Origin of the sequence: Undibacterium sp. 14-3-2, assembly GCF_016595265.1 — a bacterium.
Classification (GTDB): domain Bacteria; phylum Pseudomonadota; class Gammaproteobacteria; order Burkholderiales; family Burkholderiaceae_D; genus Undibacterium; species Undibacterium aquatile.
Map to the genome: position 1 here is coordinate 111,307 of NZ_JAENGS010000003.1, position 15,165 is coordinate 126,471.

The 15,165-nt window shown below is 49.0% G+C and carries 10 protein-coding genes; 3 read left to right on the forward strand and 7 right to left on the reverse strand.

Annotation, left to right across the window (positions count from 1 at the left end; all coding sequences use genetic code 11):
• The first annotated feature begins 289 nt into the window (after positions 1-289).
• The gene (locus Undi14_RS08420; RefSeq protein ID WP_200179428.1) at positions 290-1,990 is read left to right on the forward strand and encodes a methyl-accepting chemotaxis protein; all 1,701 of its coding nucleotides are present in this window, start codon (positions 290-292) and stop codon (positions 1,988-1,990) included.
• Positions 1,991-2,456: 466 nt separating this feature from the next.
• The gene (locus Undi14_RS08425; RefSeq protein ID WP_200179429.1) at positions 2,457-4,157 is read left to right on the forward strand and encodes a methyl-accepting chemotaxis protein; all 1,701 of its coding nucleotides are present in this window, start codon (positions 2,457-2,459) and stop codon (positions 4,155-4,157) included.
• A gap of 102 nt (positions 4,158-4,259) precedes the next feature.
• On the opposite strand, the gene Undi14_RS08430 is transcribed toward Undi14_RS08425, so the two are convergent.
• The 6 genes from Undi14_RS08430 to Undi14_RS08455 all read right to left on the reverse strand — a co-directional run bounded on the left by Undi14_RS08430 (position 4,260) and on the right by Undi14_RS08455 (position 12,586).
• Positions 4,260-4,604 (reverse strand): hypothetical protein, encoded by a 345-nt coding sequence (locus tag Undi14_RS08430; RefSeq protein ID WP_186897745.1) that lies wholly within the window; start codon positions 4,602-4,604, stop codon positions 4,260-4,262.
• A 278-nt stretch (positions 4,605-4,882) separates the two neighbouring features.
• The gene (locus tag Undi14_RS08435) at positions 4,883-6,010 is read right to left on the reverse strand and encodes an ABC transporter permease (RefSeq protein WP_200179431.1); all 1,128 of its coding nucleotides are present in this window, start codon (positions 6,008-6,010) and stop codon (positions 4,883-4,885) included.
• 1 nt (position 6,011) lies between these two features.
• Positions 6,012-8,822, reverse strand: coding sequence for a ribosome-associated ATPase/putative transporter RbbA (gene rbbA, locus Undi14_RS08440; protein WP_200179433.1), 2,811 nt, complete (start codon positions 8,820-8,822; stop codon positions 6,012-6,014).
• Positions 8,786-9,856, reverse strand: coding sequence for an HlyD family secretion protein (locus Undi14_RS08445; RefSeq protein ID WP_200179435.1), 1,071 nt, complete (start codon positions 9,854-9,856; stop codon positions 8,786-8,788). Before Undi14_RS08445 ends, rbbA begins: the two co-directional genes overlap by 37 nt.
• Positions 9,857-9,860: 4 nt before the next feature.
• The gene (locus Undi14_RS08450; protein ID WP_200179437.1) at positions 9,861-11,306 is read right to left on the reverse strand and encodes an efflux transporter outer membrane subunit; all 1,446 of its coding nucleotides are present in this window, start codon (positions 11,304-11,306) and stop codon (positions 9,861-9,863) included.
• A 350-nt stretch (positions 11,307-11,656) separates the two neighbouring features.
• Positions 11,657-12,586 (reverse strand): LysR family transcriptional regulator, encoded by a 930-nt coding sequence (locus Undi14_RS08455; protein ID WP_370589921.1) that lies wholly within the window; start codon positions 12,584-12,586, stop codon positions 11,657-11,659.
• 288 nt (positions 12,587-12,874) lie between these two features.
• Here Undi14_RS08455 and Undi14_RS08460 point away from each other — a divergent pair, with 288 nt between their 5' ends.
• Positions 12,875-13,117 carry a DUF4148 domain-containing protein gene (locus Undi14_RS08460; RefSeq protein WP_200179442.1) on the forward strand — a complete coding sequence of 81 codons (243 nt, stop codon included), beginning with the start codon at positions 12,875-12,877 and terminating at the stop codon, positions 13,115-13,117.
• Positions 13,118-13,256: 139 nt separating this feature from the next.
• Here the strand turns inward: Undi14_RS08460 and Undi14_RS08465 are convergent, their stop codons facing one another.
• Positions 13,257-14,981, reverse strand: a complete 1,725-nt coding sequence (locus Undi14_RS08465) for a methyl-accepting chemotaxis protein (protein ID WP_200179444.1) — start codon at positions 14,979-14,981, stop codon at positions 13,257-13,259.
• Between the last annotated feature and the right edge of the window lie 184 nt (positions 14,982-15,165).

Here is a 15,165-nt window from a genome sequence, read left to right on the forward strand (position 1 = left end):
CAAAAAACTCATTGTAAAACAAGGCCACATAAATCTTATGACTGATTTGAATTGAAGAAGCCGGAGAAGACCATGCGGACAAATAGAGACAAAATTTCTTTTATCTACATTGGAATTGCGCCGAAACAAAAAATCAGTGCAATTACGTAAGTAGTTCCCCCATATAATTTGATTTCGTATGACGCTGCAGTGTTCGTATCACTGCTTTTTTTCATATCCGATTTTCATCATACTCAAATAAAAGAATCCTCAATCAATGCGTCTCTTGCATTAGAAAAATGGAATACATATGAACTCACTACTCAAACAGCTCTCCGTCGGAAAACGACTAGGCGTAGGCTTCGCCCTTATCCTCGTCTTTTCTATTTTCGCTACGTTGGTCGGCTTAACACAATTGCACAATGTCGCGACCGCAACGAAAACCTTACTGGAAGAACCCCTTGCTGCCGAACGTATGATCAGCGACTGGTACCGTAATATCCACACAGGAGTACGACGGGCGACCGCAATCGCGAAAAGTAGCGATCCTTCTTTAGCGACTTTTTTTGCAGAAGAACAAGCAGAGTCCACTAAGAATTCGTCGGCACTACTTAAAGGAATTACAGAAAAATTCCAAAGCGAGCAAGAGAAAAAAATGCTGAAAGAAGTTGAGCAATTGCGCGCTGGCTATTTATCCTCGCGGGATCAAATAGTTGCGTTGAAAAAAGCAGGCAATGCAGAAGAAGCAAGTAAAGTTTTGGAAAAAGTGTTTATACCTGCGTCGGCCACCTTCATCAAAAAAGTAGAAGAAATGCAGGCATTGCAACGCTCACAGATCGACGCAATGGCCGCTGAAATCCAGGCGAATTACGAACGCAGCCGCACTTTACTCATCGTTTTGATTCTTCTCACCACCACTCTGGCTATCGTTACCGGCTGGCTGCTCACCCGTTCGATTACAGAACCCTTGATTCAGGCAACGAATGTCGCTCAGAAAATGGCGATGGGCGATTTGACGGAGGTTGTTGATGTTCACCGTAATGATGAAATCGGTACCTTGATCACTGCCATTAACGGTGTCAGCAGCGGTCTCAGTCATGTGATTGCCGATGTGCGTAATGGCACCGACGCGATTAATGTTGCCGCTGCTGAAATCGCTTCCGGTAATGCTGACTTATCCTCCAGAACAGAATCTCAGGCCAGTTCGCTCGAAGAGACGGCGTCTTCGATGGAAGAGCTGACTTCAACAGTGAAACAAAATGCGGACAATGCGCGTCAGGCAAATCAGTTGGTGGTGACGGCAACGGGTGTGGCAATTAAAGGCGGAGAGGTCGTTGATCAGGTCGTCGAAACGATGGGTTCAATCAAGGCCAGCTCGAATAAGATTGTCGATATTATTGCAGTGATTGATGGGATTGCCTTTCAGACGAATATTCTGGCGTTGAATGCAGCAGTCGAGGCCGCTCGTGCGGGTGAACAGGGTCGTGGTTTTGCAGTGGTTGCATCGGAAGTGCGTAATCTGGCACAACGTAGTGCTTCGGCAGCGAAAGAGATTAAGCAGTTGATTGATGACTCTGTCAGTAAAGTGGAGCACGGTAGTCGTCTGGTGGATAACGCCGGTAGCACAATGCAGGAAATCGTGACCAGCGTGCAGCGTGTCGCTGACATCATGTCGGAAATCAGTTCGGCCAGTCAGGAACAGAGCGCGGGTATTGAGCAAGTAAATATGGCGATCAATCAGATGGATGAGATGACGCAACAGAATGCTGCGCTGGTTGAGGAAGCGGCTGCTGCGGCGGAAAGTATGCGTGAACAATCGGATAATCTGACGCAAGTCGTGGCGCAGTTCAAAATTGCAGGTCAGTTGCAAACGGCCAGTACGGCAACCAAAACACCAGTACGCACTGTTAAACCAGCCACTGCGGCGGTGCGTCCGGTCAAAGCTGCGCCTGCACCTCGCAAACAAATTACGACGGCATCAACGTCAAATCAGGATTGGGAAGAATTCTGATCGGGATGTATTAACGCTGAACGTTCCGCGTTAATACGGTCAAAACACAAAAAGCACGATCGACATTGCTGTCTGTCGTGCTTTTTTTATGCGGCATCGTGGAAAAATATGAAAGCGCATTCGTTAACAACGCCGATCAATGACTGAATATACTTCAGGCCATCAGTGCATCAGATCTTGCTAAGCTGAAGAGAACAGCTAAATTAAAAAGACTCAACAATTTTTTCAACAATCCAGCAAAGCCCCGGTGAAGTAAAAACCCACACAAAACTATATAGATCACGATGTTGCTTTGGAACAAAAAAACGTCCTATGTCCTTCGCTGGTTAACGAATATAATGCCGGACATATGAAACCGCAGCAATTGCGGCAATGTTTTTTCTTTCATATCCGAATACCCTCGCAATCATCACATTACAACAATCCTCAATCAGTGCACCTCATGCATTAGAGAAATGGAATATATATGAACTCACTGCTCAAACAGCTCTCCGTCGGAAAACGACTAGGCCTGGGCTTCGCCCTTATCCTCGTCTTTTCTATTTTCGCTACGTTGGTCGGCTTAACTCAACTCAACACAGTTGCCACATCGACCAAAACCTTATTAGAAGAACCTCTTGCAACCGAGCGCCTGATCAGCGATTGGTATCGCTATATACACACAGCAATCCGCAGAACAGCCGCAATCGCTAAAAGTAGTGATCCTTCTTTAGCCGTTTTTTTTGAGGCAGAAGGGGCTGAATCAACTAAAGTCTCAGCAGACTTATTCAAATTAATCGTAAAACAACTTCAGAGTGAACAAGAAATTAAACTCTTGAAAGAGGTTGAAAAACTTCGTGAAGCCTATTTGTCCACGCGTAATAAAGTCGTGGCACTGAAAAAAGAGGGAAATACCGACGAAGCGAACCAGTTACTTGAAAAGACATTCATGCCGACTGCGCTAAGCTATGTGAAAAAAGTAGAAGAAATGCAGGCATTGCAACGCTCACAGATCGACGCAATGGCCGCTGAAATCCAGGCGAATTACGAACGCAGCCGCACTTTACTCATCGTTTTGATTCTTCTCACCACCACTCTGGCTATCGTTACCGGCTGGCTGCTCACCCGTTCGATTACAGAACCCTTGATTCAGGCAACGAATGTCGCTCAGAAAATGGCGATGGGCGATTTGACGGAGGTTGTTGATGTTCACCGTAATGATGAAATCGGTACCTTGATCACTGCCATTAACGGTGTCAGCAGCGGTCTCAGTCATGTGATTGCCGATGTGCGTAATGGCACCGACGCGATTAATGTTGCCGCTGCTGAAATCGCTTCCGGTAATGCTGACTTATCCTCCAGAACAGAATCTCAGGCCAGTTCGCTCGAAGAGACGGCGTCTTCGATGGAAGAGCTGACTTCAACAGTGAAACAAAATGCGGACAATGCGCGTCAGGCAAATCAGTTGGTGGTGACGGCAACGGGTGTGGCAATTAAAGGCGGAGAGGTCGTTGATCAGGTCGTCGAAACGATGGGTTCAATCAAGGCCAGCTCGAATAAGATTGTCGATATTATTGCAGTGATTGATGGGATTGCCTTTCAGACGAATATTCTGGCGTTGAATGCAGCAGTCGAGGCCGCTCGTGCGGGTGAACAGGGTCGTGGTTTTGCAGTGGTTGCATCGGAAGTGCGTAATCTGGCACAACGTAGTGCTTCGGCAGCGAAAGAGATTAAGCAGTTGATTGATGACTCTGTCAGTAAAGTGGAGCACGGTAGTCGTCTGGTGGATAACGCCGGTAGCACAATGCAGGAAATCGTGACCAGCGTGCAGCGTGTCGCTGACATCATGTCGGAAATCAGTTCGGCCAGTCAGGAACAGAGCGCGGGTATTGAGCAAGTAAATATGGCGATCAATCAGATGGATGAGATGACGCAACAGAATGCTGCGCTGGTTGAGGAAGCGGCTGCTGCGGCGGAAAGTATGCGTGAACAATCGGATAATCTGACGCAAGTCGTGGCGCAGTTCAAAATTGCAGGTCAGTTGCAAACGGCCAGTACGGCAACCAAAACACCAGTACGCACTGTTAAACCAGCCACTGCGGCGGTGCGTCCGGTCAAAGCTGCGCCTGCACCTCGCAAACAAATTACGACGGCATCAACGTCAAATCAGGATTGGGAAGAATTCTGACCGGGATGTATTAACGCTGAACGTTCCGCGTTAATACGGTCAAAACACAAAAAGCACGATCGACATTGCTGTCTGTCGTGCTTTTTTTATGCGGCATCGTACTTAGTGGAACGCGCCAGCCAATTCTGGTGTTTTTGCTTTCAGGCGGAACGCACTCAGTGCTTTCGTCGCATCTGGAACCGCTGTTACTTCCGCGATACCGCTCATTAATTCTGAAATACGGCTTTTCAACGCTTTAGCCTGGGTCGCCAATTTGAAATGCGCTGGACGCTGAGTCTGTACGATACTCCAGCGAACGATAGGCGCATGTCCACTTCCATCTAACAATGCACGATCACGCATCCATTTTTCAAAGGAACGGGAAGGCATATCGGTCTCAATCCAGATCAGATTGTCAGACGTCATCTTTTTATTATCGGAAGGGCGAACCAAAATTTCGTAAATCATTTTTCAGACTCCTGTTGGGGAATCTCCGCTGCGTTAAAAGTACGGGCAAAGATTCTATGAGTCGAAAAACGAGCCGGAAGCCACTTCGGTTGACACGTAATGTTACGAAACTAAAAAAAACTATACTTTTTTTTCATTGAAATTATAAAAAATTTATTATTCTCTTAAAAAACTGAATTTCATCAGCTTTTTTATTTCCAAAATATAAATTTGGTGAGCGCTTACGCTTGTTAATACGGCCTATTATTTATCGTTTTAATAATTTTTTAGTTTTCGATTTAAGCCATCTGCCCTAAGGTTTTGCGGAAACGTGCCAACGAGAGCATGAACAACACCGAACCAATTACTAACAATGCAAAAAAAGCCCGCCACACAACTTCAAAACCGGCACCGCGATACAAAATGGCCTGACTCAACTCGGTAAAATGCGTCGTAGGCGCCAGAGACATCAGCCATTGAACAAAAACGGGCATACTTTCGCGTGGTGTCATACCACCGGACAACATTTCCAGCGGCATCATCGTCAGCATCATCAACAACCCAAACTGCGGCATGCTCCGTGCCAGAGTTGCCATAAAAATTCCCATAGATGTTGTTGCAAACAGATGCAAAGTCACACCAATGAGGAATAAGGGGATGGAGCCATCAATCGGAACACGCAAGGCGCCTTGAATAATAACGGTCAGCGAGACCAACACGGCAACGAGCACAACCAATGCCATCGACCAGACTTTTGCCAACATAATTTCAGTCGGTGTCACAGGCATCACCAATAAGTGTTCTACCGTACCATGCTCGCGTTCACGAATAAGCGCCGCGCCCGTCAGAATAATTGAGAGCATCGTAATGTTATTCACCAGCTCCATCAATGAGCCAAACCAGGATGGATTGAGTGCCGGATTAAAACGCGAACGTAGTGCAAGTTCTACGGGCTGTGTGGGCGTGTCACGATAACGTTGCACAAATTCATTGACTTCCCCCATGATGATTTGCTGTATCGCACCGTTGCCGGAAAATGCCTGGCTCATGCGCGTCGCATCGACATTCAACTGAAGCTGAGGTGCCTTCCCGGCAATAACATCGCGCTGAAAATCAGGTGGAATGATCAGAACAAATGTGTAGAGTCCGGCATCAAGCCCGGGGTCAACCTGAGCCTGGTTGATACGTACTGGTTTGGTAAATTGCGGTGGATAAAATGCAGAGATGATCCGCACTGATAAAGCAGAATCATCTTCATCCACAATCGCAATCGGTGCGCGGTTCAGGGTTTCCGGCATCGCCGTCCCGGCCACATAAATCGCCGCAGTGAACGTATAAATAATCAGCGCCAGCATCATGGGATCACGCCAGAGACTCCATAACTCTTTGACGCCCAGACGATAGATATTTGCCAGATGACGTTGCATATCAGCGCTCCTGCTTTTTCAGCAAGGCAATCGCCGCGCCGAGAATAACGGGAATTGCCAGCAACAAGGGCCAGAATGCCGCGCGCAAATCATCAAAACCCAGTGCCTTGCTGAAGACGCCGCGGCTGATATTAAACATGTACGTTGCCGGATAAATCTGTCCAACCAGACGCCCGATACCTTCCAGCGAAGAAACAGGATTGATCAGCCCGGCAAACTGAACGGCCGGAATCATCGTTCCTATCATGGTAAAAAACATGGCTGCAATCTGGCTGCGAGTTAATGCTGAAGCTAATAACCCCATTCCCGTTGAACAAATGCTGAACAACCACGCGGCAAGCAATAAAACAAAGAAATTTCCCTTTACGGGTACGTCGAATATCGTGACGGCAGCAAGGCTCATTAAAAGAAAATTCAGCATTGCCAACGCGACATACGGCACTTGCTTGCCAAGCAAAAATTCGCTGCGCGTTGTCGGAGTCACATAAAAATTAATAATCGAACCCAACTCCTTTTCACGCACAACCGCCAGTGCCGTCAGCATTGCAGGCAACATCAACAACAATAACGGAATCACCGCCGGCACCATTGATGGCAAACTCTTCACATCAGGGTTATACCGATAACGGGTCTCCACACTGGTGACACCTGACAAAGTTGATCCGGTACGTTCATGCACCTGCTGTAAGAACCATTGCTGGTGCATGCCTTGCACATAGCCATTCACCGTTTCTGCGCGTTGTGGCATAGCGCCATCCACCCAGGCACCAATCTGCACAGATTTACCTCGCTCTACATCGCGGGCAAAGCCAGGTGGAATTTCTATCGCCAGTGACAACTCGCCGCTACGCATTCGCCTATCTAATTCGGCATAATCAGCAATCGGCGCATGCTCAACAAAATAACGCGATCCCGCAAGATTGAGGATGTAATTCTGGCTTAATACAGATTGATCCCGGTCGAGTACGGCAAAGCGTAAATTTTCAACGTCCATGCTGATGCCATACCCCATCACAAACATCAGCAATAAGGATCCCAGTAGCGCCAGCGTGCTGCGAACAGGGTCGCGCCTTAATTCCAGTGCTTCACGCCAGGTATAGGTGTAGATACGTCCAAGGCTGCGCCGGCAACGTTGTCTGAAGCTTGATGCTGATGTGGCGGAAGACGCAGGCAGTACTGCGTTGTTGACACTATCCACCACGTTAGCATCAGAAACTGGTTGCGGAACATCGCCCCCATCGGCTTCAAGCAGATAATCGATAAATGCTTGTTCCAGTGTTGCTGCACCCCGTTGTGCAACTAATGCTGCCGGTGCATCGCTGGCAAGTACGCGTCCCGCATGCATCAGCGAAATACGGTCGCAGCGTTCAGCCTCATTCATGAAATGAGTGGAGATAAAAATGGTAACGTGGTCGCGCCGCGCCAGCTCTATCATCAATCGCCAGAAATTATCACGTGCGACAGGATCAACGCCAGACGTCGGTTCATCCAGAATCAGCAATTCGGGTTGGTGCACCATCGCAACGGCCAGTGACAGACGTTGCCGTATGCCGAGTGGCAGTTTATCCGGCAGCATGTCAACAACATCCTGCAAATCAAAACGTGCCACCATATCCGCCACACGCGTCGCGACTTCCGATTCAGGCACATGGAATAAGCGCGCATGCAATATCAGATTCTGTTGCACATTCAGCTCGGCATACAAGGAAAACGACTGCGACATATAACCGACACGACGACGAATCGCGATATCGTGCGGATTCACTTTCTGACCAAACAACCATGCATCACCTTCAGTCGCAGGCAGCAAACCTGTCAACATTTTCATCGTGGTCGATTTACCGCAACCATTGGAACCGAGAAAGCCAAATATTTCGCCGCGCCGGATACGAAAACTGACATGGTCAACCGCCACAAAATCGCCGAAACGCATCGTCAGATTTTGTGCCTCAATTGCGACAGCAGCACTGTCAGCCATCGTCAGCGGCGGGATTTCGACTCGCTGGTGTCCACGCCGCTTGATCTCCGGCAGCAAACCAATGAAGGCTGCCTCCAGCGAGAGGGTCGCCGTTTTCTGCATCAGTTCGGCAGGTGTTCCGATTGCCAGCACCTGACCATCATCCATCGCGACCAGCCAGTCAAACCCTTGCGCTTCATCCATATACGCCGTCGCAACGATGACACTCATACCTGGACGACTGACGCGAATACGCGCAATCAGATCCCAGAATTGCGCACGAGCCAGTGGATCGACACCAGTAGTCGGCTCATCCAGAATAAGTAAATCCGGATCGTGAATCAGCGCACAACACAAACCGAGTTTCTGTTTCATACCGCCGGATAATTTGCTCGCTGGCCTATCCAGAAAAGGAGACAAGCCGGTACTGCGCGTCAATTCATCAATGCGACGACGGCTCTCGATCGCATCATGTCCAAACAGACTGGCAAAGAATTGCAGATTTTCTTCAACCGACAAAGTCGGGGAAAGATTCTTACCGAGCCCCTGCGGCATATACGCAATGCGGGGGCAGACCTGCTCACGATGGTGACGGCTGGCCATATCGCCGCCGAGCACGTCAAGATATCCCTGCTGCAAGGCGCGTGCGCCGGAAATCAGCGATAACAAGCTGGATTTACCAACACCATCGGGGCCAATAATCCCCACCATACAATTTGCTGGGATATCCAGCGTAATATCATCCAGCGCACAAACCTTGGCGTAATTCAGCCGCAGGTTTTGACCACGCACGACAGTTGATGTTGAAGCAGACAGGCTCACGGCAGTGCTTTCAAATTCAGCGATGCTGGCCATGCAGCCTGCGTATCTGGCTTAATCCACGCCACGCCAGGTAAACCCGTTTTTACCTGTTGCAGGTACTTGAGCAATAAATCACGATCAATTCTGGCTTTCACACGAAACATCAATTTCTGACGTTCGCTGGCAGTTTCAACGGTCTTCGGAGTGAACTGCGCCGTGCTGGCGACAAACGACACTTTGGCTGGGATCACAAACTGCGGCGCCGCATCCAGAACAATACGCACCTCGCTGCCCAGTGCAACTTTCCCCGCAATGCTTTCCGGCACAAAAAACGTCATGTAGACATCTGAGAGATCAACCAGATTCAGCACCTTGCCACCGCCGCCCAGAATTTCACCCGGCTGCGCAACACGATACTGAACCCGCCCGGCACGCGGCGCTTTCAATTCGCTGTCAGCCAGTTCAACATCGATGCGGGCAGTGGTCGCGGCAGCGGCCCTGACACTCGATTGTGAACCTGTGACCTGCGTCACCGCAGCAGTCACTGCCGCATTTGCCGCCCGGACCTGGGCCTTGGTAGCGGCAAGTGCGGCAGCCGCACTGCTGACACGTGCGCGATCGTCGTCGAGTTCCTGACCGGATGAGGCGCCTTCTTTGAACAGTGTCTCTGAGCGAGCCAAACGCCGTTGTGCCGCATCGAGTTCACTTTCGCGCTGCACGACCAACGCCTGCGTTGCCTGCAAATCACTCTCGCGTAAGGCCACCTGTGCTTCGGCACCTTTCACCGCATATTCAGCTTGCTGCTGACGTGCTACGGCTTCATCTCTTTGCGCCTGCAAACTATCGATTTGCATACGCGCCAGCAATTGCCCTGCTTTGACAAACTCACCCTCGGCAACAAGAATCTCCTGCACCCGCCCACCGAGCTTGGTCGCGACATCAATTTCAGTCGCTTCAATACGACCATTACCGCTCACCACACTGTCACTAGGATCTGCCCCATTCCGGCGCTGATAAACAACATAGGCAGTGATTGCAATGGCAACTACTGTAACAAGCAAGACGATTTTTTTGATAGTCGGATTCATGCGTTTATTCCTTATTGTTTTTGGGTACCGATACGGGATCGACAGTAGACACAGATAATTCATCAGCAAACTGACTGCCGCCGCCAAGTGCTGCGAAAAGTGCGACCTGTGCTGACAGGCTGGCGCGATGTATTTGTACCAATTGCTGCTCGCTCGACAGCAAATCACGTTCTGCATCCAACACTTCCAGATAGCGCGCCGAACCATGGTCATAGCGTAGCTTCGCCAACCGTGCACGCTCAGCCTGCACTTTCAGGGTCTCGCGCGCAATTCCTTCCTGTGCTGCCAACCAGTGGCGCGCAGCTAAAGCATCAGCAACATCCCTGAAAGCAGCCTGCACTGTTTGCTCATAATGGGCAACAGCCTGCTCGCGCCGCAACCGGGCGACTTCAGTAACTGCCTCGCGTCTGCCACTGTCAAAAATCGGTAAGGTAATGCCCGGTGAAAAAGTCCATGCCTGACTGCTACTGCTGAATAATCCGTTTAACTCGGCACTTGCCGTACCAGCAAATGCGGTTAAGGCAATTCGGGGGAAAAAAGCGGCTCGGGCGACAACCATATTCGCTTGTGCTGATCGCAGCGCATGTTCGGTAGCGAGTATGTCCGGTCGCTGCAATAACAGATCTGAGGGCAACCCAGCCTTCAATTCAGGTAATGGAGGCAGAGCATTGAATTGCCCGGACGCAGGCGGAAGTTGCAGCGGTCCCCCCACCAACAAGGTCAACGCATTGATCTGGGTCGCACGCGTATGTTCGAGTTGCGCCTGCAATGCCATTGCCTGTTGCGACAACAACTCGACCTGCGTCAGTTCAAGTCTGGAAGTTGCCCCCAGATCGACACGACGACGAAATATACGCAAGGATTCGGCGCGACTCGCGACAGTGCGTTGTGCCATTATCAGACGCTCATCCGTTTCGCGCAAAGCAAGATAATTGTTCGCTACTTGTGTGATCAGACTCAGTGCCGTCGCACGGCGGGTCGCATCGCTGGCAAGATACGTTTCCAATGCAGCCGCATTCAGACTGCTCACACGCCCCCAAAAATCAATCTCCCAGCTACTGAAGCCAACACCAAGCTGAAACTGGTTACCAACAACTGGTCGACCCGATACATTCAGATCGCCGGGCACAGCAGTACGCGTCGCATCCAGACTGCCAGCAATCGTAGGCAAACGATCTGCCCGTTGTATGCCGTAAGCCGCGCGCATTTCCTGCACACGCAACAAAGCAATGCGCACGTCGCGATTATTGGCTAAGGCCAGCTCAATGAGATGACGCAGAGCCGGGTCAGTAAAATACGTTTGCCAACTGATCTGAGTGGCAGGGATACCTGCATCGTGCGCCGGTGCCTCGGTATAAACCTCAGCAACAGGCAATGCAGACGATTGATGTGCCGGTGCAGATAACGTACAGCCTGCCAGCAACGCAAGCAGCAGCGTCACTGACGTCATTGATATCAGCTGCCCAGGAAGTCCGGCAGATACATCGTCAGAGCGATCATTTCGGGATTTTTGATACCGATATCCATGCAACATACTTCATCACCTTTGTTCCTGACGTCTAGTGGAAATTTCCTCAGCCGCACTGTTGATTCTCAGATCAATACCGATTCAACTTCGCTGACAGCGATACCCTGAACATACGGCGACTAAAATCACCACCCCTGACTGAACAAGTGAGCCAAGTGATACAACACCAGTGTTAAAAACGCCTACCTTCAGGATGCCAATCTAATAATAAGTGAAATCATCAGTTCACAGACTGTTCTAGCTCAGGGTACATGCAATTTTTTTATGGCAGATCAAAGTGTCTGCTGCGTCATGCCAGCGTGCGGAAATTTTTCAACGATGAAATTAATAAAACTTCGGACTTTTGCAGAAAGCAAACGGCGACTGGGGTAAGCCATGAAAATAGTGACACTACCAAACAAGTGATCAGGAAGCAGCCGGATCAGGCGACCGCTACGGATATCATTTTCCAACGAATAGGATGGCAACAAGACCAGGCCCATATCAGCAAGAGCGCATTCCCGAAGAATATCTGTGTTATTCGAAACAACCCGGCTATTGACTGGTATCTGCTTTAACGCTTGTTTTGATTTCCCGGGATAAGAAAACTCTTCCGCATCCCGCTCGTGAATCATCCAATTATGACGCATAAAATCAAAGCCATAATTCAGGCACCGATGTTGAGAGATATCGTCTAAAGTTTGCGGTGTGCCGTTGACTCGCAGATATTCAGGTGTCGCGCACAACATGACTTCCGGTGCTGCCAGTTGACGGGCGACCATACTGCTATCGATTTTTTGTAAATCAAGAAAAAAACCAACATCAATCCCCTCTTCCACCATATCGATAGAATGCGAAGAAATTTTGATGTCCAGAATAATATCGGGGAATTTTTTTGCAAAAAGTGGCAGCAAAGGGGCCAGTTGTGACACGCCAAAGCCCGGCACCGAATAAATCCGCAAGGTGCCACTCGGCTTTTTTGCTGATGTTGCAGCAATCGCATCAGCATCTTCGATATCAGCCAAAATCTGGCGGACGCGTTCGAGATAAACATGTCCGGTTTCAGTAAGCGATAATTTGCGCGTAGTCCGGTTTAATAAGCGCGTACCGAGATGTGATTCAAGGTCTGCGACGTAGCGGGTCACAACGGCATTTGACATCTCCAGAGCAACTGCGGCTCTGGCAAATCCGCCCAACTCAACGACCTTGGAAAATATGCGCATTGATTGTAGCCTGTCCATTTTTCAAGCCCCTTATTATTCCGCTATAAGCAATAGTATATTCCCGATACTCGTCTTTTTTGATTAAAAAGAAAAGCCTACACTTCGTCCGTCAATAAGCCTTTTACACCATACGCTTATTCAACAAAGCCAGATCCCCACCTTATAGATCGTCGTTCGGCACACTCAAAGACCACTTTTACCGGGTTGTATGTAGGCCGCAATGCTATCGGCAGCATAAGCATCAGGGATAGGGCATCTTGACTCTTGATAACTGAATTGGAAACTTAAATGAAAACGACATATTTATTCATTGCTGGCCTGATCAGCCTCAGCACAAATGCAGTCTTTGCAGCAGAAACAACGACTCCAGCCCCTAAGACCCGTGCCGAAGTTGTCGCTGAACTGGTGCAGGCGCGCGCTCAGGGTGAAGAAGTTGGTATGGAAGGAATGATCTGGTACGAAGCGCAAAAAACTGAATTAGCAAAAGCCAACGCAGCCAAAAAAGAAACTGCCAAAGCTGACAAAAAATAAGCACCGAACATGATTTTTCCAGTACCGGAAAAATGGCCAGACTGGTCTGCTCTATCAGCGCTCTGCCAAAATGAAAAATGCACTCGATTTTATGTCGAGTGCATTTTTTATCTTAATATCGTTATTCTGAACTTAAAACTCAGAACTCTTCCCACTCATCATTTCTGGCAGGTTTAGCTGCGCTTACGCTGGTCAGTTGTGGTGTCGCCTTTTTACTTTTCTTCAATGCAGGCTCGTGTTTTGCCTGGCTGATGCGGCTCTGAGTCTTCGTTTCTCTCACTTCTTTTGCTGTGCTTCTCAGATTAATAGCACTGCCACCGGACAACTGAAACACGCTGACCACTTGCGCCAGATCTGCAGCCTGATCCTGTAAAGAAGCAGCGGCAGCGGCGGCCTCTTCCACCAGTGCGGCATTCTGCTGGGTAACAGTATCCATTTCCGTAATCGCCTGATTAATTTGTTCGATTCCGGCTTCCTGTTCAATACTGGCTGAGGTAATTTCTCCCATGATGTCAGTGACACGTTTCACGCTGTTAACAATTTCTTCCATCATCACACCAGCCTGGTCCACCAGACGGCTACCGGTATCAACTTTACTAACGGAATCATCAATCAACTGCTTGATTTCCTTCGCAGCACTGGCGGAGCGATGTGCGAGACTACGCACTTCACTGGCAACCACAGCAAAACCACGTCCCTGCTCACCAGCACGCGCAGCCTCAACGGCAGCATTCAGCGCCAGAATATTTGTCTGAAAAGCGATGCCATCAATCACACTGATGATATCGACAATTTTCTTAGACGAAGTATCGATCGCCCCCATCGTATCGACCACCTGCGAAACAACTGCACCGCCTTTGACCGCAACTTCAGAAGCTGCCACCGCAAGCACATTGGCCTGACGGGCATTGTCCACGTTTTGTTTTACGGTGGAGGTCAGTTCTTCCATGGACGATGCGGTTTCTTCAAGCGAGCTTGCTTGTTGTTCTGTACGCGAAGACAAATCCAGATTACCACTGGCGATCTGCGCCGACGCTGTCGCAATCGTATCTGTTCCATCGCGCACCTGGCCGACAATATTCTGCAAACTACCGTTCATTTCTTTTAATGCCTGCAGCAAGAGGCCTGTTTCGTCTTCTGAAGTGACTTGAATTTGCTGATTCAGATTACCGCCTGCGATCGTATTTGCAATCGTCACGGCCTCATTCAGCTTCATGGAAATTAAGCGCGCAATCCAGTAAGCGAACGTAAATGACAGAACCGCAATCACGACAATCAGTACGACGATCCAGGTTCTGGAATCGCTATAAGTTTTTCCTGCAAATTCACTCGACTTCTCAGCACCGGCATCATTCACGTCGGCCAGCTTATCCACCTCGGCCAGCATGGCACGATACACCTTCGTCGATTCGCCGCGCATCAACGTAATGGCCTCTTCTTTCGTCCGCTTAGAAGAATACTCAACGATCTTGGCGTGCTCCGCCAGAAATACAGTAATGCTTTTTGCTACTTCCGGATAAATCTTTTTCTCTTCTTCTTCACTGATCAGCGACTCATATTTTTTTTGTAAAGAGATCAAATCGTCGACCTGCTTTGCAGCATTTTTTTCTGCGGTCTGCATATCCTCCGGCGTCGTTGCCAGAATATGCTGTTGTTCAAAACTGCGGATGCGTGCCATCGCCATTTTTACCCGGCCCAAGACTTGTATGCTTGGCAGCCAGTTAGTAGCAACCGCAGTTGCAGCTTCATTGACCTTACTTAACTGGACGATGGAAAAAACACCGAGAAAAATGCTCAGCACGATTGCGATCGAAAATGACAGCAATAACTTGGAGGCAATTTTTAAGTTGTTAAACCATTTCATAATGTAGACTCTTTTTCTTGTTGAATTTGATCGGTCAGACAAACACACTGTTTGCGCATGTCATATCCGATTCTAGGACTGACGCACTGCGATCGATATTGACCGATATCAAGTTGTGCCTATCTGTGCAAACTGGATATGTCTTTCATTTCAGCACCATATTCCAGATTCATTTTTTATGCAT